This is a genomic window from Comamonas sp. MYb21, from assembly GCF_037479395.1.
Lineage (GTDB): Bacteria > Pseudomonadota > Gammaproteobacteria > Burkholderiales > Burkholderiaceae_C > Comamonas.
On sequence record NZ_JBBGZC010000003.1, the window covers coordinates 202,490 to 226,940 of the forward strand.

Genomic DNA, 24,451 nt, shown 5'->3' on the forward strand with positions numbered 1-24,451 from the left:
CGGCATTTACCCTGCAATGCGCAGGGCCTGAAAATTATCTATGATGAGTGTCATGCGAAATGATACTTCCAACACCCGGGCTGCCGCCAAGCAAGCGACGCATGAGCGCATTGTGTCCGTTGCCGCGCGCGCCATCCGCCGCAGCGGCTATGGTGGCACGGGGGTGGCCGACATCATGAAAGAGGCGGGCCTGACGCATGGGGCCTTCTACGCGCATTTCGCCTCGCGCGAGGCGATGCTGGCAGAAGCTGCCGGTCTGGCGTGTGCCGAGTCTGCTGCCGTGGTGGCCGAGGTTGCGGCCCAGGCGCCCCCTGACCAGGCCTGGGACGCCCTGCTGCGGGCTTACCTCTCGAAAGCCCATGTGCAGCATGCCGAACAAGGCTGCCCGCTGGTGGCCTTGGGCTCGGAGACCGCACGCCAGGCGCCGGAAGTGCGCCGCCTGACCACCCAGCACATCAAGGGCATGGTGGACCTCATCGCCCGCCAATCGCCCGATTGGGGGCAGGCGCTAGCGCACGAGCGCGCGATGGTGGCCTTGTCCACGATGGTGGGCAGCCTGCTGCTGGCCCGTGCGGTGGACGACCCGGCGCTGTCGGACAGCTTGCGCGAAGCGGCGCTCCAGCATCTGCTGCCCGCCGATCGGGCAGCAGATCTTACGCCCGGCAGCAGCGCCTAGCAGCGCGCTGCTTTTTTTTGATTTTTAATATTATGAGCATCATGCGAAATGCAGCCGTGCAAGCGTTGGTGCCAAATCGCCCTGGCAAAAAGAGCTGGCTGCTGCGCGCAGTTGCGCGAATCCGCAGCGCTGATCGGGGCGGGTGCTCCGCCCGGTGGCAGATCTTGTTTTCGCCTTTGAATGCACCCCTGACGCACTGGCCTCTGCTGTGGCCGGTGATGCCAGGGGAAAAGTCCCCATCCAGCGCCCGTGCGCGCTTCTTCAACCTCGTTCAATGTGGAGATTTCCATGAAAATTGCTAACGCTGTCGTTCTTGTCACCGGTGCCAACCGTGGCATTGGCCAGGCCTTTGTGCGCGAGTTGCTCGCCCGCGGTGCCCGCAAGGTCTACGCGGGTTCCCGCGATCCCGCCAATATCAGCCCGCAAGCGGGGGTGCATCCGCTGCGGCTGGATGTCAATAAGCCCGAGGACGTGGCGTCAGCTGTGGCGCAGGCGCCCGATGTGACCCTGGTGATCAACAACGCCGGCATCGCGCAGACAGGTGGTTTTCTTGCCGAGGACAGCGAAGCGGTGGCACGGCGCATGTTCGAGACCAATTTCTTCGCGGTGTTGCGCATGAGCAAGGCCTTTGCACCAGTGCTGGCGGCCAATGGTGGTGGTGGCTTGCTCAATGTGCTGTCGATTGCCTCCTGGGTGAACGGCAGCGAGCTGGCCGCCTATTCGGCGAGCAAGTCCGCCGCCTGGTCGCTCACCAACTCGCTGCGCTACGAGCTGGCTGCCCAGAAAACGCAGGTGCTGGGCCTGCACATGGCCTTTGTCGATACCGATCTGACACGGGGGCTGGATGCCCCCAAGTCCAGCCCGGCCGATATCGTTAGCCGCACGCTCGATGCGCTGGAAGCCGGGCTGGACGAGGTGCTGGCCGATGACCTGACGCAGCAAGTCAAGCGCGGGCTGGCGGCGGACCGGCTCAGCTACCTGCCGCAGCGCGCCTGAGGCTGGGTGCTTGGCCGTGCGTATCAGCCGTGCAGCACCAGCGCAAAGCCTTCCGCCGCTGATGGCGCGACAAAGTGCTGGCTGATCAGCTCAAACTGCGCATCGCTGGTCTCAAACGGATGCTCGCCCGACGCATTGCGCGCCCGCAGGCGGCGCTTGCATTCTTCGTCGGGCAGCTGCAGCCAGTGCAGCGCATGCGGTGCGCCAGCTGCTTCAAACATGCTGCGCGCCCAGGCGCGGGTGCTGGGGGTGTTGGACGGGAAATCCAGCACCACCGAGGTACCCGCTTGCAGCAGCGACACGATATGGGGCTGCATCGCGCCGCGCAGCCTGGCGGACAGCAGCACATAGTCCTGGATCGAGACCAGTGCATCCGGGTAGAGCTGGGCGAGCCAGGCATCTTCGCTGACCAGCACGGTGCGGGGCTGCGCGGCGAGCTGCCGGGCCAGCGTGGACTTGCCGGAGGCGATCTTGCCGCAGAGCAGGTGCAGCGTGCCGGCGTCTGGGTCTCTATCGGCGAATGTGTCAGGCGTTTGGCTGGTGTTCATTCCATCTCCTTGGAGGAAACCCCAGAGACGGAAAACCCACCTCCAGGGTGGGTTGCATGCTTGCGTGGCCGCGCGCTATCCCACCGTCGGTATGACGATGCGAATAATTCGGGGGCTGGTGCACAGGGCCATCAGCGCAATGTAGCAGACGCCAGGCCAGCGTGCAGCGCTGCGCGCCCTCAAGAGCGCCGCTTGGTCAGGCGGATATCTCCGTCGCCCACATCGCGCTCATCGCCCCAGCCCAGGTGGCGGTAGAGGCGCGCGGCGCGGCTGCTTGTGGCCGTCTCCAGCCAGGCCGCCTCATGCTGCGCCAACAAGGCCTGCTCGCCGGCCCGGCACAGCGCGGTGCCCAGACCCCGGCCTTCGCAGTCGCTGCGCACAAACAGCGCAAACAGGCAGGCGCTGTCCAGGTCCACCATCGCAAAGCCGGCGACCTCGCCCTCGATGGTGGCGACCCAGGCGCAAGAGGCGCTGCGAATAGCCTCGGCAATGGACTCGGGCGTGACGCCGGCGGCGGCCAGCTCGTCTAGGGTCATGCGGTTTTCCGTGACGGCCAGGCGCACCTGGAACATGGCCGCTACATCGCCCACGGTGGCGGGGCGGATCTGAAAGGAATCGGGTGGGTGGTTGCGCATCGCCCGACTATAGAGGTGCGGGGCCCGGCTTGGGGCGCTGACACGAAAAATGCCGGACCCCTGCTGCACAATAGCAGGCGATGGCGCCAGCGGGCGCGGCTATCCACAGAGTTTTCCACATGCAAATACTGAGCTGGAATGTGCAATGGTGCTGCGGCCTCGATGGCCTGGCCGATCCGGCGCGCATGGTGCGCCATGCGCTGGCCATGGGCGAGGGCTCGGGCGGCATCGATGTGCTGTGCCTGCAGGAGGTGGCTGTGGGCCATGGCGCGCTGGCGGGCGCACCGGCTGACCAGGTGGCCCAGCTGCAGGCACTGCTGCCGGGCTGGCAGCTGTTCTTTGCCGCCACCACCGATGGTTTTGATGCCAGTGGCCAGCGCCGCAGCTTTGGCAATGTAGTGGCCAGCCGCCTGCCGGTGGCCGAGGTGGCGCAGCACCGCCTGCCCTGGCTGGCCGAGGCGGGGGTGGTCAGCATGCCCCGGGGCTGCCTGGTGGTGACGGTGCGCGACCCGGCCTTGGGCTTGGTGCGGGTGATGTGCACGCATCTGGAATACCACAGCGCGAGCCAGCGCATGGCGCAGGTGCAGGCGCTGCGGGCGATCCATGCCGAGGCGCTGGCACAGCTGCAGCCGCTGCCCGCTGCGGCATCGGCGGCCACGCCCTACACCACGCCGGTGCACACGCCCCATGCGGTGCTGTGTGGCGATTTCAACCTGCACGCGGGTGAGGCGGCCTATGCCGCCCTGGTCGCTGCGCAGGCCGATGGATCCGCGCTCTGGCATGACAGCTGGCCCTTGCTGCACGGCAGCGCGCTGCAGCCGCCCACCTTCTGCCTGTTTGACCGTACCTGGGGGCCCGCGCCGGTGGCCTGTGATTTTGCGCTGGTCAGCGACAGCCTGCGCAGCCAGGTGCGGGCCTGGCACAGCGACAGCACCACGCAGCTGTCCGACCACCAGCCGGTACTGTTGACACTGGCTTGAAATATGCGGCACCGGCCTGCAACTGGCGTGTGCATCGCTGCCTATGATGGGCAGCAGGAGAGTGCCTCATGACCGAAGACAGCCTGCACATTGTGTGCCCCCATTGCCATACCACCAACCGCGTGCAGCGCGCGCAGCTGGCCCAGCAGCCCGATTGCGGCAGCTGCCACCAGCCTTTGTTCACCGGCGAGCCGGTCGCGCTCGATGCCGGCAGCTTTGCCAAGCAGCTGGGGCGCAACCACATCCCCGTGGTGGTGGATTTCTGGGCGCCCTGGTGCGGCCCCTGCCTGCAGATGGCGCCGGGTTATGTGCTGGCTGCCAAGCAGCTCGAACCCCGGCTGCGCTTTGCCAAGCTCGATACCGAGGCCTATCCACACGTCGCCCAGCCCTTTAATATCCGCAGCATTCCGACCATGGTGGTGTTCAAGGGCGGCCAGGAGGCGGCGCGCATCTCTGGTGCGCTGCCGCCTGGCGAGATCGTGCGCTGGTTGCAGTCGGTTTTGTAAACGCACTGCCCCACGAAAAAATGCCATCCGTCAGGATGGCATTTTTGTTGTGAAGAGAGCGCGCGAGTGGCCACGCGCTCTGTGCTTACAGCTTCACCGCTTGCGGGGTGCCGGTCAGGTAACCCACCGAGGCGCCAAACTTGTTCTTGTAGTTGGCGTTGATCAGCGGATCGAGCTGGTCCTTGATCTTGGCGTGCAGTGCGCTCCAGTCACCCGGGTGCTGGAAGTTGCTCATGATGTAGGTCCAGCCGTTGGCCTCGTCCACCGCGTGCAGGCCGGTGGATTCGGCGCCCGCAGGCGTCGACAGGATGCGCGACAGCTGCTTGGTGTCGGCGTTGTAGGCCCACAGGAAGTTGTTCACGTGGTTGCCGCTGTCTTCGCCGATGAACAGGGTGCGCATCTTTTCGGAGAACTTGAGGTTGTCCGGGCTGGCGATCTTGTCGGGGTTGGAGGTGTTGCCCAGTGCGTCTGCGGCAATGTCCTCACCCATCATCAGCATGTGCGATTGCTGTGGCACCCATTCGCTGTTGATGGTGGCGCCCTGGCGGTCCTTGATGCCGCCGCCCAGGTTGTGGGCCAGCACGCCGCCGGCCTTCACGGTCTTGGGGAAGGTCACGTTGTGCTTGGCGTTCCAGGCCTTGTCACCGTTGATCATCGAGGTCTGGATGTTGGCCAGTGCCGAGTAGGCGACCTTGTCCTTGATGTTGACGGTGGTGCCTTCCATCTTGGTGAAGGCCATCGAGCCGCCCACCAGGTTGGCATAGCGGTGGGTTTCGAGGAAGGCGGCCGCCTTTTCCATGCCGGGCTTGAGCTTGAGCCAGGCGGCCTTGCCGTCCAGGAACACCGCGGTGTAGCTGGCGTCCTGCGGGTCGGTGGTCAGCGACTCCATGATGTCGGCCGGCTTGAGGGTGTTGGCCAAAGCTTCGATCTCGGCGCTGGTGGCGTGGCCCAGGTGGATCCACTCCATCTTGGCGGTCGAGGTGTCGGTCAGCACGTCGGTGTAATGCGCAACGTACAGGTTGCCGGCGGACAGGTCTTTTTCCTTGTCGGCCACGAACATGAACAGGCCACCATTGGTGTAGTCATCGCCCATCAGCGCAGTGCGGTTGTCGGGCATCACATGGATCAGCTCGTGCGAGATGCGACCCAGGCAGTAGTGCTTCTTGACCGTGCCGGTGCCGTCCTTGTTGACGGTGATCTCGGGCAGGTGGCCGTAGTGGTAAGGGTTGGCCGTGGTTTCGTTGCCGTACACATGCTTGCTGAAGGCCTTGAACTGGGCCGAGCTGGCCGCGGTGAAGGCATCGGGCTCGTACTCTTCGCTGGACAGGTGGGTGTTCCAGGGCGAGAGGCTGGCGCCGCAGGTGATCCACAGGCCGTGGGCCTTGGACATGTCGACGTTGTGGTACTTGACCAGGCTCAGCTTGCCGGTGTCCTGGTCCTGGTCCAGGGTCAGCACGGCAATGGGCGAAGGCAGGGTGCCGTAGGCATCGGCGCCCGACAGGTCCTTGGAGGTGTACTCGAACTGCACCACGGCAAACACGGGCTTGCCCTTGACGCCGTCGACCTTGGCATCGGCGACCTGGATGATCGAGGAGCCATCGGGACAGTCGGAGAAGAAGTGGCGCTCGCTGCCCGCCACAGACTTGTCCATGATCGGCTGGTTGTTGATGTCGTAGTAGCCGCCAGCCAGGATCTTGCCGCCCTTGCCGTCTGCCACCATGTCGCCGGTGACAAAGAAGGATTCATAGGCCAGTGCCACTTCGCGCTTGCTGTCATCGGCGTAGAGGATGGTCATCACCGCCGTGGTCGAGGTCGTCGCCATCGCTGCGGGGTTGGTCAGGTTGGGCGCTGCCATGTTGGAGAAGCTCACCGACTTGAACGCGGCCGTAGGGCCATCGTCATCACCACCGCCGCCGCAGGCGGTCAGCAGGCCTGCTGCAGACAGGGAGCCGGACAAGGGCAGCAAAGGTGCGCTGCCCAGAAATTGCAAAAGACGGCGACGCGAGGTCAGCACTGCGCTCATATCGGTAACTCCGTGGGGTGTTATGTGGTGTTTGGATGCACCACAGAGGCCCATGAGAGATCCGGGCCAACATACTCTGTGGTGCGCAGCGAGTATCGGCGGCGCCCATGGCAGAGGCATGACGTTGTTGTGTCGTTTTTATGACGATGCGCGCGGGGCGGGCTGCCGTCTTCAGCCGCCAAATGGAGCCGTTGCGGCGATGTGTGACGGGCGTTGCTGGACGGTTTTCCGAGGGCGGCAGAGCCTATCAGAGGCCGGCGCGGCCGCTGGCGCCGTAACCAGAAATATTGCCTGCATTGTGGTCATCCGTGTGTAGGACATGTGATCTGGTCAAAGCGCCGCTAAGGTGCTAAAACCAAGTCACGATAACGGTTGCCTAGGGAGGCTCTGCAAAGCCCTCGCCAAATGGTATGGACGCATTCCGACCACGAGGCAGGGAGTTTTGCAGAGGGGTCCTAACAAGTTTGCGGCACGGTCAGCCCCTTGGGTGCCGCCACGGAGGTCGTATGGATGTCATCAGCAACTCTGCCGCCCGCTACGTGCGCCTGCGCGAAGAGGAAATGTCGCTCGACGAGTTTCTTGGCTTGTGCCAGCGCGACCCGATGGTCTACGAGGGCGCGGCACACCGCATGCTGGCGGCGATTGGCGAGCCGGAGATGGTCGACACGCGCAACGATCCGCACCTCTCGCGGCTGTTTGCCAACAAGATGATCCGCCGCTACCCGGCCTTTGCCGAGTTCTACGGCATGGAGGACTCCATCGAGCAGGTGGTGAGCTTTTTCCGCCATGCCGCCCAGGGCCTGGAAGAGCGCAAGCAGATTCTCTACCTGCTCGGCCCCGTCGGGGGTGGTAAGAGCTCCATCGCCGAGCGCCTGAAGTACCTGATGCAGAAGGTGCCGTTCTATGCGCTCAAGGGCTCGCCGGTCAATGAGTCGCCGCTGGCGCTGTTCGATCCGATCGAGGACGGCCCGGTGCTCGAGGAGCAGTTCGGCATTCCGCGCCGCTGCCTCAACCATGTGCTCTCGCCCTGGGCCGTCAAGCGCCTCGATGAATACGGCGGCGATATCCGCCAGTTCCGCGTCGTCAAGCGCTACCCCAGCATCTCGCGCCAGGTGGGCGTAGCCAAGACCGAGCCGGGCGACGAGAACAACCAGGACATCTCCAGCCTGGTCGGCAAGGTCGATATCCGCAAGCTGGAAAACTATGCCCAGGACGACACCGATGCCTACAGCTACTCGGGCGGCCTGTGCCTGGCCAACCAGGGCCTGCTGGAGTTTGTCGAAATGTTCAAGGCGCCGATCAAGGTGCTGCACCCCTTGCTGACCGCGACGCAGGAGGGCAATTACAAGGGCACCGAAGGCTTTGGCGCCATCCCCTTTGATGGCATCGTGCTGGCCCACAGCAACGAGAGCGAGTGGAAGGCCTTCCGCAACAACCGCAACAACGAGGCGTTTCTCGACCGGGTCTATATCGTCAAGGTGCCGTATTGCCTGCGGGTCTCGGAGGAGGTGCGCATCTACGAAAAGCTGATCCGCGAATCCTCGCTCGCCAGCGCGGTCTGCGCGCCCGGCACCTTGAAGATGATGGCGCAGTTTGCGGTGCTCACGCGCCTCAAGGAGCCCGAGAACTCCAGCATCTTCAGCAAGATGCAGGTCTACGACGGCGAGAGCTTGAAAGACACCGACCCGCGCGCCAAGAGCTACCAGGAGTACCGCGACTACGCCGGCGTGGACGAGGGCATGTCGGGCATCTCCACCCGCTTTGCCTTCAAGATCCTGTCCAAGGTGTTCAACTACGACAGCACCGAGGTGGCGGCCAACCCGGTGCACCTGATGTATGTGCTGGAGCAGCAGATCGAGCGCGAGCAGTTCCCCGCCGAGCTGGAGACCAAGTACACCGGCTACATCAAGGAATACCTGTCGCCACACTACGCCGAGTTCATCGGCAAGGAGATCCAGACCGCCTATCTGGAAAGCTACAGCGAGTACGGCCAGAACATCTTTGACCGCTACGTCACCTACGCCGACTACTGGATCCAGGACAGCGAGTACCGCGACACCGACACCGGTGAGGTGTTCGACCGCAATGCGCTCAATGCCGAGCTGGAGAAGGTGGAAAAGCCCGCCGGCATTGCCAATGCGAAGGATTTCCGCAACGAGATCGTCAACTTCGTTCTGCGCGCGCGTGCCAACAACCAGGGCAAGAACCCCAGCTGGACCAGCTACGAGAAGCTGCGCCTGGTGATCGAGAAGAAGATGTTCTCCAACACCGAAGAGCTGCTGCCCGTCATCAGCTTCAACGCCAAGGCCAGCGCCGAGGATGCACGCAAGCACGAAGACTTTGTCACCCGCATGGAGGCCAAGGGCTACACGCCCAAGCAGGTGCGCCTGTTGTGCGAGTGGTACCTGCGTGTGCGCAAGAGCAGCTGAGGCAACGATAACGGCGCGCCGGCACCGAACGCGCCGGGTCATGGATGGGGGCATAGATGGCATTGCAAATCATCGACCGCAGGCTCGCCGGCAAGAACAAGTCGGTGGGCAACCGCGAGCGCTTTGTGCGCCGCTACAAGACGCAGATCGCCGATGCGGTGCGCCGCGCGGTGGCCAAGCGCGATATCCGCCACATCGAGCAGGCCGAGAACATCACCATCCCGCGCAAGGACATCCAGGAGCCCGTTTTTCACCATGGGCAAGGGGGTGTGCGCGACACCGTGCACCCGGGCAATACCGAGCATGTGCGGGGCGACCGCATTGCGCGGCCCCAGGGCGGTGCGGGCGGGGGTGGTGGCTCCCAGGCCAGTGACAGCGGCGAGGGCGAAGACGACTTCACCTTCACCCTGACCAAGGAAGAGTTCATGGAACTCTTCTTTGAAGACCTGGCGCTGCCGCGCCTCTTGCGCACCCATATCGCCAGCACCTTGCAGTACAAGACGCGCCGCGCCGGCTACAGCCATGACGGCACACCGCACAACCTGGCCGTGCTGCGCACCATGCGCGGCGCGCTGGGCCGGCGCATTGCGCTGACCAAGGCGCCCAACCGTGAGCTCAAGGCGCTGGAGGACGCGCTGGCAGACCTCGTGGCGCAGGATGACGGCACCAGCGAAGCGGTGGCCGAGCTGCAGCAGCGCATCGCCTTGCTGCAGGCGCGCATGGGCAAGGTGGCCTTTCTCGATCCGCTGGACCTGCGCTTTCGCAGCCGCACCAAGGTGCCCGAGCCCAGCAGCCAGGCGGTGATGTTTTGCGTGATGGATGTCTCGGGCTCGATGGACCAGTCGCGCAAGGACCTGGCCAAGCGCTTTTTCATCCTGCTCTACCTGTTTCTCACCCGCCACTACGAGAAGATCGAGATCGTCTTCATCCGCCACCACACCCAGGCGGCCGAGGTGGGCGAGGACGAGTTCTTCCATTCCACCGAAAGCGGCGGCACCGTGGTCAGCAGCGCGCTGGTGCTGCTCGACCAGGTCATCAGCGCACGCTACCCGGTGGCCGACTGGAACATCTACGTGGCCCAGGCGAGTGACGGCGACAACTTTGGCGACGATGGCGGCAACTGCCGCAGCCTGCTGGCTGACAAGATCCTGCCGCTGGCGCGCTACTTTGCCTATGTGCAGGTGGCCCCGGACGAGCAAAGCCTCTGGCAGGAATACAGCCAGTTGCTGCCGCTGTTTCCGCATTTCGCGATGCGCAAGGTGGCCGAGCCCGGCGATATCTACCCGGTGTTCCGCGATCTGTTCAAGAAGGAAGGGGTACCGGTATGAACCCGTCGCAATACCCCGTGCTCGCACGGCGCAAGGGCTCCCCGCATTGGAAAGTGCCGTTTTCCGGCGACCGCTCCCAGCGCGATGTGCCCGCCACGCCGCGGCCTGCAGGCCAGCGCCCGAACCAGCCCTTGCCCGATCCGAGCGACTGGACCTTCGAGCTGATCGAGCGCTACCACGCGGCCATCGCCGCAACGGCCGAGCGCTACGGGCTGGACACCTACCCCAACCAGCTCGAGGTGATCTCGGCCGAGCAGATGATGGACGCCTATGCCAGCGTCGGCATGCCCGTGGGCTACCGGCACTGGAGCTATGGCAAGGAGTTTTTGGCCACCGAGCGGCGCTACCGCCGCGGCCACATGGGTCTGGCCTACGAGATCGTCATCAACTCCAACCCCTGCATCAGCTACCTGATGGAGGAGAACACCACCGCGATGCAGGCGCTGGTGATTGCCCATGCGGCCTACGGGCACAACAGTTTTTTCAAAGGCAATTACCTGTTTGGCATGTGGACCGATGCGGGCAGCATCATTGACTACCTGGTCTATGCGCGCGACTTCATCTCGCAGTGCGAAGAGAAGCACGGCATTGATACCGTGGAGCAGTGGCTCGACTCCTGCCATGCGCTGGCCAACCTCGGCGTGGACCGCTACCGCCGCCCCTCCAAGAAGACGCTGGCGCGCGAACGCGCCGAGCGCGAACAGCGCGAGGCCTATGCCCAGCAGCAGGTCAACGAGCTGTGGCGCACCCTGCCGGCGCGCCCGGACAAGAACAGCCCGGCCCAGCACCATGAGCGCTTTCCCAAGGAGCCCGAAGAAAACCTGCTGTACTTCATCGAGAAGAACGCCCCGCTGCTGGAGCCCTGGCAGCGCGAGGTGGTGCGCATTGTGCGCAAGATCGCCCAGTACTTCTACCCGCAGCGCCAGACCCAGGTGATGAACGAGGGCTGGGCCACCTTCTGGCACTACACCTTGCTCAACACCTTGTATGACGAGGGCTGGCTCACCGATGGGGTGATGATCGAATGGCTGTCGTCGCACACCAATGTGATCTACCAGCCGCCTGCCGGCCACCGTGCCTACAGCGGCATCAACCCCTACGCGCTGGGCTTTGCGATGTACCGCGACATCCAGCGCATCTGCGAGCACCCGAGCGAAGAAGACCGGCGCTGGTTCCCCGATCTGGCCGGCACGCCCTGGCTGCCGGCGCTGCACCATGCCATGCAGAACTACAAGGACGAGAGCTTTATCGGCCAGTACCTGAGCCCCAAGCTGATGCGCGACATGCGCCTTTTTTCCATCCATGATGACGCCAGCGAGCGCGAGCTGCTGGTCAGCGCCATCCACAACGAAGACGGCTACCGCAACCTGCGCCAGACCCTGTCACAGCAGTACGACCTGGGCGCGCGCGAGCCCAATATCCAGGTCTGGAACGTGAACCTGCGCGGCGACCGCTGCCTGACCTTGCGCCACACCCAGTACCAGGGCCGCCCGCTGTCCGACGATGTGCAGGAGGTGCTCAAGCACGCCGCGCGCCTGTGGGGCTTTGGCGTGCAGCTCGAAAGTGTCAACGGTGATGGCGCGGTGCCGGTGTTGCTGCATTCAGTGGCGGCGCCGCTGGCTTGACCTGGCAGTGCCTGACCCGGCGCCGCAGCTGCTCAAGGCTGCCCGCTGGCAGTGGCAGTGGCTGCGGCAGCGTCGGCTGCCACCATCTGCGCCACCGCCTGGCAGCGCGCCTCATGCACCATCGCGCCAATCTCCGCACCTTGGCGGCCGCTGCGGGCGGCGCGTTCTGCCACCCCCTTGGTGCTGACGGCCTGCGCGGCGGCCAGCAGGCGCAGCAGCTGGGCGCGTTGCGGGTAGGGCTTGTCTTGCAGCCCCAGCCGCCCCTGGGCGTCGCACTGGCAGGCCAGCAGCGCCTGCGCAAAGCGTTCGGGTTTGCGAAAGGCGTCGCAGCGCTCGAGCAGGCGCACGACGGCAGCGGGCGCAATGCCCGGGCTGCGGTGGATATTGCCGTGTTCGGCGGCGACGATCAGGGCCAGCTCGGCGCAGTCGCTAGGCACACGCAGGCGCTGCTGCAGCTTGCGGGCCAGCTCCACACTGCGCTCCTCATGGCCGATATGGCGGGGCAGCACATCGGCTGGGGTGGTGCCCTTGCCCAGGTCATGCGCCAGGCAGGCCCAGCGCACGGGCAGCGCGGCGTCCAGCTCGGCGGCGCGGTCCAGCACCATCATCACGTGGATGCCGGTGTCCACCTCGGGGTGGTAGTCGGCGCGCTGGGGCACGCCCCAGAGGCGGTCCAGCTCGGGCAGCAGGCGGGCGAGGGCGCCGCAATCGCGCAGCACCTCGAACATGCGTGAGGGCCGGGCCTCCATCAGGCCGCGTGCCAGCTCCTGCCAGACGCGCTCGGGCACCAGCGCATCGACCTCGCCATCGGCGACCATCTGGCGCATCAGCGCCACGGTTTCCGGGGCGACGGAAAAATCCTGGAAGCGCGCCGCAAAGCGTGCCAGGCGCAGGATGCGCACCGGGTCTTCGCGGAAGGCATCGGTCACATGGCGCAGCACCCGGGCCTGCAGATCGGCCTGGCCGCCATAGGGGTCGGTCACCGGGCCGCTGCCATTCCAGTCGACGGGCGCGGCCATCGCATTGATGGTCAGGTCGCGCCGGGCCAGGTCCTGCTCCAGGGTCACATCGGGCGAGGTGGCGATGCTGAATCCCCGGTAGCCCCGGCCGGACTTGCGCTCGGTGCGGGCCAGCGCATATTCCTCATGCGTGCGCGGGTGCAGAAACACCGGGAAATCCTTGCCGACCGGCACAAAGCCCTGGGCCAGCATGGCCTCGGGCGTGGTGCCCACCACCACCCAGTCGTGGTCATTCACCGGCAGTCCCAAGAGGCGGTCCCGCACTGCGCCGCCGACCATGTATGTATTCATCGTGCGAGTTTACTTGCGTACCGGCTGCACATAGACACCGCTGTCGTGCAGCTCGCCTTCAGCTGCATCGATGCGGGCCACGGCCTGCGGGCCGGCGCGGCTGACCAGCACTTCCAGCAGCGACTCGGACAATGCCTGGGCGGCGGTGACCGAGGGGAAGAAGGAGGGGCTGTTGACGGCAAACAGCAGGGTTTCATCGGCGGCCAGCGACAGCGGTGAGGCCAGGCTGTCGGTCAGGGCCAGCACCTTGCAGCCCCGCGCACGGGCCAGTTCCACCGCATGCACGGTCTCTTGCGAGTAGGGCGCAAAGCTGATGGCGACCAGCGCATCGCCCGCATCGATGGCGCGCAGCTGCATCTCGCGCACGCCACCCATGCCTTCGAGCAGGTGCACCGAGCGGCGGAACAGGCGGTAGACATAGACCAGCGAGAAGGCCACCGGAAAGCAGGCGCGCATGCCCATCACATGCACCTGGTCGGCCGTCTCCAGCAGCTGGGCGGCGGTCAGCAGGCGCGCTGCGCTGTGCTGCTCGGTCACATCCAGGTTGCTGCGCTGCATGGCAAACATCTCGGCGGTGAGCTGCTGGTCCTGCGCGCGGCCCAGCAGGCTGCGGGCGCGCTCACCGTACTGGTTGCCCGCCTCGCTGGCCAGGCCCATATCGGCGGTCAGCGCCTGCTTGAACGGGTTCCAGCCTTCAAAGCCGCAGGTCTGGGCAAAGCGCACCAAGGTGGTGGGGGGCACCTGGGCATGCTGGCCCACGGTGCGCATCGATTGCGTCACCACCTCATTGGGGTGGTCAAGCACATAGCGCGCCACTTGCTGCAGCGACGGGCTCAGGGAGGCAAAGCGGTCTCGCAATTGGTCGATTACGCCCATGGCGGCGGGTCTTTCTTCAGATTTAGGGAAATCACGGGTAGCCATTGTGCGGCATGGAACATATGATCCAAAAAAAATAAAAAAGGAGCAAAAGTTCTAAAACGCCGCAAGGCATTGGCCGGTACCGATGGGGTGCCAGGAGGATCAGGATATGCAAGGAAAAATGGGTGTGAAGCGCGCGGTGGCGCTGGCTGCGCTGGTGTGTGCCTCTGCGGGCGCGATGGCGCAAAGCAGCAGCACGCTGGACAAGATCAAGAGCTCGGGCGCGATCACGCTGGGTTACCGCGAGGCCTCGTTCGGCTTCTCCTACCTGGACGCCAACCTCAAGCCCATCGGCTACAGCATGGATATCTGCGCGCATATTCTGGACGCGATCAAAACCAAACTCCAACTGCCCGAGCTGAAGGTGAACTACCAGGCGGTCACCTCGGCCAACCGCATTCCGCTGGTGCAAAACGGCACTGTTGATCTGGAATGCGGCTCGACCACCAACCTGGTGGAGCGCCAAAAGCAGGTGGCCTTCTCGCCGGATATCTTCCGCTACAACGTGCGCATGCTGGTCAAGAAGAGCTCGGGCATCAAGGGCATTGCCGATCTGCAAGGCAAATCGGTCGCCACCACCACCGGCACCACCTCGTTCCGCCTGCTGCGCCAGGCCGACCGGGCCAGCAAGCTCGACATCACCAATGTGCCGGGCAAGGACCATACCGAGTCCTTCCTGCTGGTGCAGGGCGACAAGGCCGCTGCCTTTGTGCTGGACGACATCCTGCTGGCCGGCCAGATCGCCAATGCGCGTGACCCGCAGAACTACGAGATCGTTGGCGAGAGCCTGCGCACCGAAAACCAGGCGCTGATGCTGCGCAATGACGACCCGGCCTTCAAGCAACTGGTGGACGAGACCGTCTCGGGCCTGATGCAATCGGGCGAGATGGAAAAGCTCTACAACCGCTGGTTCATGTCACCGATTGCGCCCAAGGGCATCAACATCAACTACCCGCTGAACGCCGAGACGCGCGATGCCTTTGCCAACCCCTCGTCCAAGGGGATCTGAGCGCCGGTCAGGCAAAGGCTGCTGAACACCGGCAGCCAGGCAGCCACGCCGCAAAGAGACCAGGACCAGGGGCCAGCCCCGGTTCCTGGTTTTTTATTGCGGCACCAGACCTGCGGCCTTGACCAGCTGCGCATGCAGGCTGATCTCCTGCGCAATGGTGTGCTGGAACTGCTCCGGCGTGGTGGGTGCCACTTCCATGCCCACATCCTGCAGCTGCTGCCGGATATCGTCGCGCAGCAAGATGGCCTGCACCTGGCGGTTGAGCGCATCGACGATGGGGCGCGGTGTGCGCGCCGGGGCCAGCAGACCGATCCAGGTCTGCATCACCATGTCGGGGATACCGGCCTCGGCCATGGTTGGCACCTCGGCAATCAAGGGTGAGCGCTTGTCGCTCATCAGCGCCAGCGCGCTGAGCTTGCCGGACTTGAGGTGGGGCAGGGCCTCGGGCAGCGGCGCAAACAGCAGATCCACATTGCCGCCCAGCATGTCGTTGATGGCGAGGGCACCGCCTTTGTAGGGCACATGCGTCATCTGCAGATGGCCCCGGGTCTCGAACATCAGCGCTGCCAGGTGCTGGGGGCTGCCTTCGCCCGAGCTGGCATAGGTCACGAGGGTCGGCTGGGCCTTGGCGGCGGCCAGCACGGCTGCAGCGTTGGGGAATTTCTTGCGGTCCTTGACCACCAGCACCATGGCCTGGTTGGCGAGCTTGGTGATGGGCGCAAAGTCGGCCTGCGGGTCATAGGGCAGGTCCTTGAAGATGCTTTTGTTGGTGGTCAGGAAGGACGCGGGCGAGGCCATCAAGGTGTAGCCATCGGGGCTGGCCTTGGCGACCACCGGCAGGCCAATGCGGCCGGAGGCGCCCGCGCGGTTGTCGACGATGAACGGCTGGCCGGTGCTGGCCTGCAGCTGCTGGCCGACCAGGCGCGCAATCATGTCGACACCGCCGCCCGCGGGCAGGGCCACCATCAGCTTGACGGGGTGGTTGGGGTAGCTGGCGGTCTGGGTCTGGGCCTGGGCACCGAAGGCCAGGAGACCCAGCGCTGCGGCCAGGCTGAAAAAGCAGTGACGACGATGCATGATGAACACTCCTGAAAAATCAATGGCTGGGGGCCGGGGCGGGATCGCTGGCCTGCAGGTAGCGCGCCAGCCGCAGGCGGCTGATGGCGGCAATCTCGTTCAGTGCCAGTTGCAGCTCCATCTGCCGCGTGTGGCCCAGGCGCTGCTCGAACACAAGCAAGGCCGATGCCAGGCTGTGCTGGCGGATGCAGAGAATGAAGGGAAAGCCAAAGCGTTCGCGGTAGGCGCGGTTGAGGCCATCCCAGCGCTGGGCCTCGGCCGCCTGCAGCTGGCCCAGGCCCAGGCTCGCCTGCTCGTCGGTGGATGCGGCATTCATCGCCCCCTGCCGGGCCAGCGCGCCGCCCAGCTCCGGGTGGCCGGCGTAAAAGCGGATGCGTGCCGGCTCGTCGAGCCGGGCGACCACCGCCAGCATGGCGCTGTGCAAGGCATCAGCGCTGGCAAAGGGGCGCAGCGCCACGGTCTGCGCCGCCACCCAGGGCGCATGCTCCCAGATGTCGGCCAGGGCCGCGCAGAACTCGTCAGGGCTGCAATGGTTGAGGTGGTCGAGGCGTTGGGCAGGCGTCATGCGGGCCATGCTAGGCCTGCAGACCATTGCCGTCCATCATAGGTTTGGCAATGCTGCATACGCAAAATTAGTACAATCGCCGCATTCCGGAGACCCCAACCGATGCGCCATTCGCTTGTCCCTACCGCTTTGCGCTATGCCGACCAGGTGGCCCGTTCGGGCTCGATCCAGAAAGCCGCGCGCGAGTTGCATGTGGCTGCATCGGCGATCAACCGCCAGATTCTGGCGCTGGAAGAAGAGCTGGGTGTGCCGCTCTTTGAGCGCATGCCCAGGGGCATGCGGCTGACGGCCTCGGGCGATGCGCTGATCACGATGGCCCGGCGCTGGCGCCAGGATGAGACCCGCATGGTGGCCGAGGTGCGGCGCATCCAGGGCATCCACCAGGGCCATGTGTCGCTGGTGGCGATGGACAGCCATGCCACCGGCGTGTTGCCCGCGCTGATCGAGGCGCTCAATGCCCAGCATCCCCTGGTCAGCCTGTCGGTAGAGCTGAGCACCCCGGACGATGCCGAGACGGCGCTGATGACCGGCAAGGCCGACCTGGCCGCCATCTTCAACCTGGCGCCGCGCCGTGAGCTGCTGGTGCTGTGGCAAGCCCAGCTGCCGCTGGGCTGTGTTGTGGCGCCGGGCCATGCGCTGGCCGGTCGCAAGAGCGTCAGTTTTCAGGAAGCGACCGCCTATCCGATCGCACTGCAAAGCCGCGCCATCACCATCCGCCGCCTGCTGGAGGCGCAGTACAGCTGGCTGTTCAAGGATGCGCGCGGCTTTGTCGAGAGCAATTCGCTGCAGCTGGTCAAGCAGCTGGCGCTGGGCGGGCAGCGCCTGATCTTTACCTCGCAGCTCGATGTCGCGCCTGAGCTGGCGGCCGGTACGCTGGTTTTTATCCCCATCCGCGACCAGGGCGCCGAGCCCCAGAGCATCAGCGTGGCCGTCGATGCCACGCGCCCGCCAGGCCCGGTGGTCAAGCTGGTGGCCCAGCAGCTGGCCGAGGCCCTGCAGGCCAGCCTGGACCGGGCCCGCCAGCCTGGCCGCAGCTTGGCCTGACGTCGGGCGAAGGCTGCGTAGTGGCCGCCCACAGGTCCCCGGCGCTTTGCATCAGCCGCACTTCCTCGCTATGCTGCTCGGTTGGCCCGATAGGCTGATTCGAAATAAGACAAAGAGGGAGGGATTTATGTGGACAACCATGGGCGTGGTGCTGGTAACCATCGCATTGACGTTTGTCGGTCTGTTTGTGCTGCTCAAGTTCGGCATTCGCTGGTATTTTTCGCGCATGCTCAAACATGTGCAGGCGCTGGGCAGTGCGCAGCAAGGCGTGGTGGCGCGCATCACGATGCAGCTGGAAAAGCTGCAGTTCAGCGACCCGCAGGTGCGCCGCGTGATGCAGGAGTTCAAGGCGCTGGGCTATGCATCGGCCGGGCGCTACACGGTGGATGAAATGCCTGGAATCAAGATCTGGGCGGGCACGCATCCGCACAACGGCAGTCTGGCCTTGGTGATGGAACTGGCAGACCGCTACTTCTGCGCAGATGTGGTCCGGTTTTATGAGAATGGTGCAGCGCTGGGCGCGGGCACCAACCCGGTGTTCCATGCCGAGCACTACCCCAACCATGTGCAGTACCGCCAGTTTCCACGCGATACGGCCATGCAGGACCTGGCCCAGTGGCTGGAGGCGCGGCCCTTGCAATCTGCGGTGGTCGCGGCCACGCCCAAGAATCTGCGCCAGCTCAATGCCCGCATGTACGCGGAGATGATGGACTTTCAGCTGTCGCAGCCCATGCCTGGTCTGGAGGCCTGGAAGCGCCTGGCTTTGCAGGATGCCGCCGCCCTGGGCAGTGCCCTACCGACCTTGACCGAGCCGCAATGGCAGGCCGCCTACGATGCGCAGCGCGAGAGCCAGCAAACTGCGACCGAAGAGGCCCTGCAAGACCATGTGCTGCGCAGCGGCCAGGTGTCTGCTGCGCAGTGGCAGGCGATGGCCCATGAGCTGGTCTATGTGCATGCGCTCCTCGGCGCAGAAGAGGTCGCAGAGCGCGCACTGCGCCGCAGCGCCTGGACGGCGGATGCGCCCCAGGTGGAGGCGCTGTTGCGCCAGAACCTGGCGCATGCCGAGCTGTTTGAAGCGATCCAGGGCCTGCTGCCCGAGGACGAGCGCTTTGTCTACCTGATCAGCATCAATGCGCCGCTGGATGCGCGGGTGTACCGGCCCCAAGTGCTTTGACCACCAGGCGGCCGATGCCCGTGCTCTGGCACCCCAACAGCGCGGTGCCAGACACTGCGCAAAGGCCGACGATGCTCAGCGCTCTGCGCGGTAAGGCTCGTCCATCGCGACAAAATCCTGCTCGGCCAGTGCCGCATCGATCCAGGCCTTGACGCCGGGCAGCTGGTGCACGCGCTCGATATAGGCGGCGATCTCGCCGGGGATGGGCAGCTGGTAGGTCTTGAGGCGTGAGCACACCGGCGCGTAGTAGGCATCGGCAATGCTGAACTGGTCAAACAGCATGGGGCCGCCATGCTGGGCCAGCAGGTGGCTCCACATGCTGCACAGGCGCTCGACATTCTTGCGCACGGCGGCGTTGTCGCGCCAGACGATCCGGCCCACCTCGGCCAGGTCGGCCTCGATGTTCATCGGGCAGGCACTGCGCAGGGCGGTGAAGCCGCCATGCATCTCGGCGCAGATGCTGCGGGCGCTGGCGCGGGCTGCCTTGTCCTTGGGCCACAGCTGCTTGTCCGGGTATTGTTCCGCCGCATATTCGGCAATCGCCAGGCTGTCCCAGACGCTGATGTCGCCATCGCGCAGTAGCGGCACCGTGCCGGTGGGGCTGATGGCGGTCATCGTGCGCTTGAACTCGGACTGGCTGTCAAAACCGTCGAAGCGGACAAACTTCTCTTCAAAAGGAATACCCGCCTGGCGCAGCAGCACCCAGGCGCGCATGGACCAGGAGGAGTAATTTTTATTGCCGATATAAAGCTGCAGCATGATCTCAACCGATTGATGAATGAAGGTACAGAGCGACTTATACCGTATGCGCAAGCCCCCAAACGGGCTCGCTTGCGGCTACGAATCGCCCAGGGGCCAGACCACGCCGTTGTCGTTGAGGATGGCGTCGAGCGGCAGGTCATGCGCTTCGGGCTCGAAGTCATCGACAAAGCCATTGGTAAAGCCCAGGCCCACGGTGAAGGGGCGCGGCTCCAGCGCGGCCAGCGTGCGGTCATAAAAACCGCCGCCATAGCCCAGGCGGTAGCCACCCGGGCCATAGCCCACGCAGGGCACAAACAGCAGGGTGGGCACGACCAGCTCGGTATTTTGCGGCTTGGGGATGTCGTAGGCGTCCATCTCCATCGGGCAACCGGGGTACCAGGCGTGGAAGCTCAAGGTCTTGTGCTGCTTGTTCACCACCGGCAGGGCGATGCGGCGCAGCTTGGGCTCGTCCATCAGCGCACCGTCTTCCTTCCAGCGGTGCAGCGCGGGCAGCGGGTCGAACTCGCCCTTGATCGGCCAGTAGGCGCCGATCACGGCATCCTGGCGCTCCATCAGCCAAAAACGCAGGACTTGCTGGAGCTGTTCGGCGCGCTCCAGACGATCGGGCATATGCAGACGCTGTTCAATGAGCGCTTGGCGTACGGCTTTTTTATCCATTGCAAATATCCCTACAGAAACACGCTGGGTCAACCATTCTGACAGCCAAAAGTGACGTTCCCAGCAAATTGGCTAGCGTGAAAACCAGATAGCTTTTTTACATATTGCGGCAGTTTCCGTAAGCGCATGTAAGAGGAGGCCGGGTATTGCAGCCTTTGGGACCGCTGGCGCGTCAGGCGATGTGTATGATTTTAGGGATCACCTGGGCGCCGCTCTACAGCGCCGCTGTCTCACAACCTGGATCGGCTATGCCTCGGAATGTTTTGCTTACCCCCTTGATGGCGGCCTTGCTGGCCTGGAGCGCGCTGCCGCTGGCCGCCCAGACGATTTTGCAGGGCGCAACGGCCGCGCCCACCTCGGTACAAACGCCGGTGCAGCTGCAGTCGAGCCCGTCGGTCAGCAGCGGCATGGTCAACGACGACGTGATCGTCGACATGCAGCAGGCCTTTCGCAAGCGCGAGAAAAGCAAGCTGACCCAGCTCTTGCCCGGCGCGCGCGGCCATGTGCTCGAGCCCTGGGCCGCGTACTGGGAGCTGCGCGCCCGCCTGAACGAGGCCACGCAGGACGAGGTGCAGGCCTTTTTGACCCGCTGGGCCGGCACCTACCAGGAAGACCGGCTGCGCAACGACTGGCTGCGCCTCCTGGGCCAGCGCCGCGACTGGAGCAATTTCGATGCAATGTACCCGGCCTTCCGCATGGGCGATGACCGCGAGCTGCGCTGCTACGCGGCGGTGATCGATCTGGCCAAGGGTGGCGAGCGCGAGCCGCTGGCCAGCACGGTCAAGAGCAACTGGTATGCGCAGCGCGATTCGGAAGACGGCTGCAACCTGGCGGCCTCGGAGCTGTTCTCGGCCGGCGGCCTGCAGGCCGACGATATCTGGCGCCGAGCGCGGCAGACCATGGAAGCGGGCCGGCCCCGTGCCGCCCGCGCTGCGGTGGAGGCGGTGGCCCCGATGCAGCTGCCCGCCTTTGCGACCATGCTGCAGTCGCCCAGCAAGTTTTTGACGGCCAAGGCCAAGACCTCGTCCAAGGAGCAGCAGGAGCTGGCCACCTTGGGGCTGATCAAGATCGCCGCAGACAACCCCGATGGCGCCGCCACCCTGATGGAAAGCCGCTGGAACGAGCTGCTGACGCAGCCGCGCCGCGACTGGGTCTGGGGCGTGATCGGCAAGACCCAGGCCACGCGCCTGTCGCCCGATGCGATGGCCAGCTTTGCCAAGGTGAGCAAGGAGTCCAACCTGAGCGACGACCTGCTGGCCTGGAAGACGCGCGCGGCACTGCGCGCCGGCCAGTGGCAGCAGGTGCGCAAGAGCATCGAGGCGATGAGCGCCGAGGAGCGCGAAGACCCCACCTGGATGTACTGGCAGGCCAAGGCCTTGCAGGCGGGCCGCATCAGCGAGGCGCAGACCCAGCAGTCGCGCCAACTGCTGCAAAAGATTGCCGGCACACAGGGCTTTTATGAGCAGCTGGCGCAGGAGGAGCTGGGCCAGCCCATTGTCATCCCGTCGCAGCCGGTGGCCATCGACGAGCAGGCGCGCCAGGCGGTGCGCAGCAGTGCGGGTCTGGCACGTGCGCTCTATGCGATCCAGCTGGGGCTGCGCAGCGAAGGGGTGCGCGAGTGGAACTACATGACCAACCTGCACCAGCGCGGCGGCATGGATGATGCCCAGCTGCTGGCCGCTGCCGAGCTGGCCTGCCAGCGCCAGATCTGGGACCGCTGCATCAACACCAGCGAGCGCACCAAGACCGTGGTCGATGTGGGCCAGCGCTACCCGATGCCGTTCAAGGAGGCCGTGGTGAACCGCTCGCGCGAGATTGGCCTGGATCCCGCCTATGTCTATGGTCTGATCCGCCAGGAAAGCCGCTTCATCATGGATGCCCGCTCGGGCGTCGGTGCCTCGGGTCTGATGCAGATCATGCCGGCCACCGCCCGCTGGACCGCCCGCAAGATCGGCATGACCGATTTCACGCCGGCCAGCATCAATGACCGCGACACCAACATCACCCTGGGCACCGCCTACCTCAAACTCGCGCTGGATGATTTTGATGGCTCGATGGCGCTGGCAGCTGCCGGCTACAACGCAGGCCCTGGCCGGCCGCGCAACTGGCGCAATGGACCGGTGCTGGACGGCGCCATCTGGGCCGAAAACGTGCCCTTTGCCGAGACGCGCGACTATGTGAAAAAGGTGCTCTCCAACACCACCAGCTATGCCGCGATTCTGACCGGCCAGCCCCAGTCGCTGCGCGCACGCCTGGGCTCGGTCGGTCCCAAGCCTGAGGGCGAACCGGATCTGTCCAAAGAGCTGCCCTGATAGCGCATAGGCTCGTTTACTGATTAACCAGCAGCGCGCCCTCACGCCGCGCGGCGCCTGAGCGCTCCAGGTCGGCCACCAGCGATGCATGCCACTGCGCCAGGTCCTGGTCTGCAAAGTAGCGCTGGTGCAGCAGGCCGTAGTAGGGCGTGGCGGCCAGCCAGGCCTGCACTTGCCCCAAAGGCAGCTGTTGCCACTCCAATAGCTTGTACTTGAGCAGCACCTTGGCAGCATAGAGCGCATGGCGCTCGGGGCTTTGCACAAAGCGCTCCAGCCGCTGGCGCGCGGTGTGCAGCGCAGTGGCCACATCGCTGAAGGCACTGCCGTGGCCCGGCAGCACCAGGCGCGGCTGCAGGCGCTCGATCACATCCAGCGTGGCTGCCACCTCGTCAAAGGCCGCCGTGCCTTCGATCTCCGGAAAGACCACGCCAAAGCCGTTTTCCCAGAGCGCGTCGGCCGAGATCAGGATGCCTGAGGCGGGCTCGAACAGAATCACCGAATGCGGGTCATGGCCGGGCGCGGCATGGATCTGCCAGCGCTGTTCACCGAGCGCGATCTCTGTGCCCGGCTGCAGCAGCTCGTCCATCTGAAAGCGCGGGCAGTCCTGGCCGGTGGGGCGGTAGCTCAGCTGGTTCTCGTCCCAATCGATGACCGCCTGCGCATGGCCGGGTGCAATGCTGGTGCGGGCCTGGGGCCAGCGCTGCTGCAAGGCGGCATTGCCGCCGCAGTGGTCGCTGTGCAAATGGGTGTTGACGATGCGCTGCAGCGGCGCGCCTTGCAGGCTGGCCTCGACGAGCGCCACGGTCTGCGCGGCATGGCTGCAGTAGCCGGTATCGACCACCGCCGTGGTGCCGCGCACAAACACCGTGTTGTTGGCCGACAGCCAGCCGCGCTCGATGAACTGGAGATCGGCGGGCAGCGAAGCGGTGGAAGCGGACATGGTGGCGCAGGCGAAGGGGCAAGACCGCCAGCCTAGCAGACGCGGCATGTCTGGCGCTGGCACCCAGGCGTCAGCGGGGCGTTTGCGAGCCGCTGCTGCCCAGCATGAAGACCTGGCGGACCTCTTGGGGCGCGGCCAGCGTGTCGGACTCGTCCTTGAGGTGCACGCCCGAGAGCTGGCGCTGGCGCGCCTGCTGCATCAGGTAGTGCAGCTTGTGGACGGCCTGCGCATAGCTCAGCCCCTGCTCGCGCACATTGGAGATGCAGTTGCGCGCCTCATCGGTCATGCCCGGGCGGGGCTGCCAGGTCATGTACAGGCCCATGCTGTCCGGGGAGCTCAGGCCCGGGCGCTCGCCGATCAGCACCACCACCAGCGAGGCGCCCAGTGCCGCACCAATCTCGTCGCCCAGCGCGACCCGGGCATGGCGCACCACCGTGATGGGGCCGACGCGCCACTGCTCGGCCAGCGCCGGCAGCATCTGGCGCAGAAAAGGCAAGGCATTGCGCTCGATGGCCAGAGAGGACAGGCCATCGGCGACGACAAACACCACATCGGCCTGGGCAGCGGGCAGGCCCTGGAGCAGAGCCCGCGACTCGGCGCTCAGGCGCCGGCCCAGATCCGGGCGCTGCAGGTAGGTGGGGCGGTCTTGGGCTGCGCTGTGCAGGTGCAGCACCGGCTGGGTGTGCAGCGCTTGTAGTTCGCTCGCCAGCGGGTCCATGTCAAGCTCGGTATGCACGGCCATGCGTGCCTGGGCATGGGCGAGGGCAAAGTCCAGATGCGCGCGCGTGGGCAGGCTGGTGCCGGCACGGCCCAGCGCAATGCGGGCGCTGGTGAACTGGCGCAGGCGCTCCCAGGGGTTGGGGGTGACGGCGGCGCTTGCGGGCTCGGCTGGGGCGGGCAGGCCGGCTGGGGCAGAAGGGCGTGGGGACATGGGGCG

22 protein-coding genes are annotated in these 24,451 nt (G+C 65.3%); 11 read left to right on the forward strand and 11 right to left on the reverse strand.

The window, feature by feature from the left end:
- The first annotated feature begins 40 nt into the window (after positions 1-40).
- Both WH367_RS05950 and WH367_RS05955 read left to right on the forward strand, forming a co-directional pair.
- On the forward strand, positions 41-676 hold the full coding sequence (locus WH367_RS05950; RefSeq protein ID WP_339534837.1) for a TetR/AcrR family transcriptional regulator: 636 nt from the start codon (positions 41-43) through the stop codon (positions 674-676).
- 288 nt (positions 677-964) lie between these two features.
- A complete protein-coding gene (locus WH367_RS05955; protein ID WP_339534839.1) occupies positions 965-1,672 on the forward strand; it encodes an SDR family oxidoreductase in 708 nt (235 codons plus the stop codon).
- A 23-nt stretch (positions 1,673-1,695) separates the two neighbouring features.
- Here the strand turns inward: WH367_RS05955 and WH367_RS05960 are convergent, their stop codons facing one another.
- Positions 1,696-2,220 carry an AAA family ATPase gene (locus WH367_RS05960; RefSeq protein WP_339534841.1) on the reverse strand — a complete coding sequence of 175 codons (525 nt, stop codon included), beginning with the start codon at positions 2,218-2,220 and terminating at the stop codon, positions 1,696-1,698.
- A gap of 179 nt (positions 2,221-2,399) precedes the next feature.
- Positions 2,400-2,855, reverse strand: coding sequence for a GNAT family N-acetyltransferase (locus tag WH367_RS05965; RefSeq protein WP_339534843.1), 456 nt, complete (start codon positions 2,853-2,855; stop codon positions 2,400-2,402).
- A gap of 119 nt (positions 2,856-2,974) precedes the next feature.
- Here WH367_RS05965 and WH367_RS05970 point away from each other — a divergent pair, with 119 nt between their 5' ends.
- Together WH367_RS05970 and trxC are read left to right on the forward strand one after the other, a co-directional pair.
- Positions 2,975-3,835: an endonuclease/exonuclease/phosphatase family protein gene (locus WH367_RS05970; protein WP_339534845.1), complete on the forward strand. Its 861-nt coding sequence runs from the start codon at positions 2,975-2,977 to the stop codon at positions 3,833-3,835.
- 68 nt (positions 3,836-3,903) lie between these two features.
- Complete coding sequence (trxC, locus tag WH367_RS05975) at positions 3,904-4,341, forward strand: thioredoxin TrxC (protein WP_339534847.1); 438 nt, start codon at positions 3,904-3,906, stop codon at positions 4,339-4,341.
- Between the two features lie 85 nt (positions 4,342-4,426).
- Here trxC and WH367_RS05980 read toward each other — a convergent pair whose 3' ends face one another.
- Positions 4,427-6,364 carry a PhoX family protein gene (locus WH367_RS05980; protein ID WP_339534849.1) on the reverse strand — a complete coding sequence of 646 codons (1,938 nt, stop codon included), beginning with the start codon at positions 6,362-6,364 and terminating at the stop codon, positions 4,427-4,429.
- 506 nt (positions 6,365-6,870) lie between these two features.
- Between WH367_RS05980 and WH367_RS05985 the strand changes: the two genes are divergently transcribed.
- The 3 genes from WH367_RS05985 to WH367_RS05995 are packed head-to-tail and all read left to right on the forward strand — an operon-like array spanning position 6,871 to position 11,746.
- Positions 6,871-8,793 carry a PrkA family serine protein kinase gene (locus WH367_RS05985; protein WP_021028741.1) on the forward strand — a complete coding sequence of 641 codons (1,923 nt, stop codon included), beginning with the start codon at positions 6,871-6,873 and terminating at the stop codon, positions 8,791-8,793.
- A 56-nt stretch (positions 8,794-8,849) separates the two neighbouring features.
- Entirely contained in the window at positions 8,850-10,121 is a 1,272-nt protein-coding gene (locus tag WH367_RS05990; RefSeq protein WP_339534851.1) for a YeaH/YhbH family protein, read from the forward strand.
- Complete coding sequence (locus WH367_RS05995) at positions 10,118-11,746, forward strand: SpoVR family protein (RefSeq protein ID WP_339534853.1); 1,629 nt, start codon at positions 10,118-10,120, stop codon at positions 11,744-11,746. The genes WH367_RS05990 and WH367_RS05995 overlap by 4 nt, the downstream gene beginning before the upstream one ends.
- Positions 11,747-11,778: 32 nt before the next feature.
- Here WH367_RS05995 and WH367_RS06000 read toward each other — a convergent pair whose 3' ends face one another.
- Both WH367_RS06000 and WH367_RS06005 read right to left on the reverse strand, forming a co-directional pair.
- Positions 11,779-13,056 carry a multifunctional CCA addition/repair protein gene (locus WH367_RS06000; RefSeq protein ID WP_339534854.1) on the reverse strand — a complete coding sequence of 426 codons (1,278 nt, stop codon included), beginning with the start codon at positions 13,054-13,056 and terminating at the stop codon, positions 11,779-11,781.
- 9 nt (positions 13,057-13,065) lie between these two features.
- Entirely contained in the window at positions 13,066-13,932 is an 867-nt protein-coding gene (locus WH367_RS06005) for a MurR/RpiR family transcriptional regulator (RefSeq protein ID WP_021028744.1), read from the reverse strand.
- Positions 13,933-14,083: 151 nt separating this feature from the next.
- Between WH367_RS06005 and WH367_RS06010 the strand changes: the two genes are divergently transcribed.
- Entirely contained in the window at positions 14,084-14,983 is a 900-nt protein-coding gene (locus WH367_RS06010) for an amino acid ABC transporter substrate-binding protein (protein WP_339516478.1), read from the forward strand.
- A 93-nt stretch (positions 14,984-15,076) separates the two neighbouring features.
- Here WH367_RS06010 and WH367_RS06015 read toward each other — a convergent pair whose 3' ends face one another.
- Complete coding sequence (locus tag WH367_RS06015; protein ID WP_339516481.1) at positions 15,077-16,060, reverse strand: Bug family tripartite tricarboxylate transporter substrate binding protein; 984 nt, start codon at positions 16,058-16,060, stop codon at positions 15,077-15,079.
- 19 nt (positions 16,061-16,079) lie between these two features.
- Positions 16,080-16,625: a 2-oxo-4-hydroxy-4-carboxy-5-ureidoimidazoline decarboxylase gene (gene uraD / locus WH367_RS06020; protein WP_339516483.1), complete on the reverse strand. Its 546-nt coding sequence runs from the start codon at positions 16,623-16,625 to the stop codon at positions 16,080-16,082.
- Between the two features lie 102 nt (positions 16,626-16,727).
- Here uraD and WH367_RS06025 point away from each other — a divergent pair, with 102 nt between their 5' ends.
- Positions 16,728-17,669, forward strand: coding sequence for a LysR family transcriptional regulator (locus WH367_RS06025; protein ID WP_339516485.1), 942 nt, complete (start codon positions 16,728-16,730; stop codon positions 17,667-17,669).
- Positions 17,670-17,796: 127 nt separating this feature from the next.
- Complete coding sequence (locus WH367_RS06030) at positions 17,797-18,843, forward strand: hypothetical protein (RefSeq protein WP_339534855.1); 1,047 nt, start codon at positions 17,797-17,799, stop codon at positions 18,841-18,843.
- A gap of 75 nt (positions 18,844-18,918) precedes the next feature.
- Here WH367_RS06030 and WH367_RS06035 read toward each other — a convergent pair whose 3' ends face one another.
- Positions 18,919-19,602: a glutathione S-transferase family protein gene (locus tag WH367_RS06035; RefSeq protein ID WP_339534856.1), complete on the reverse strand. Its 684-nt coding sequence runs from the start codon at positions 19,600-19,602 to the stop codon at positions 18,919-18,921.
- A gap of 78 nt (positions 19,603-19,680) precedes the next feature.
- Positions 19,681-20,262, reverse strand: coding sequence for a 5-formyltetrahydrofolate cyclo-ligase (locus tag WH367_RS06040; RefSeq protein WP_021028751.1), 582 nt, complete (start codon positions 20,260-20,262; stop codon positions 19,681-19,683).
- Between the two features lie 407 nt (positions 20,263-20,669).
- Here WH367_RS06040 and WH367_RS06045 point away from each other — a divergent pair, with 407 nt between their 5' ends.
- On the forward strand, positions 20,670-22,574 hold the full coding sequence (locus tag WH367_RS06045; RefSeq protein WP_339534997.1) for a lytic transglycosylase domain-containing protein: 1,905 nt from the start codon (positions 20,670-20,672) through the stop codon (positions 22,572-22,574).
- Positions 22,575-22,590: 16 nt separating this feature from the next.
- Here WH367_RS06045 and WH367_RS06050 read toward each other — a convergent pair whose 3' ends face one another.
- Together WH367_RS06050 and eutC are read right to left on the reverse strand one after the other, a co-directional pair.
- Positions 22,591-23,514: an MBL fold metallo-hydrolase gene (locus tag WH367_RS06050; protein WP_339534857.1), complete on the reverse strand. Its 924-nt coding sequence runs from the start codon at positions 23,512-23,514 to the stop codon at positions 22,591-22,593.
- Positions 23,515-23,584: 70 nt separating this feature from the next.
- A complete protein-coding gene (eutC, locus tag WH367_RS06055) occupies positions 23,585-24,445 on the reverse strand; it encodes an ethanolamine ammonia-lyase subunit EutC (protein WP_339534858.1) in 861 nt (286 codons plus the stop codon).
- Between the last annotated feature and the right edge of the window lie 6 nt (positions 24,446-24,451).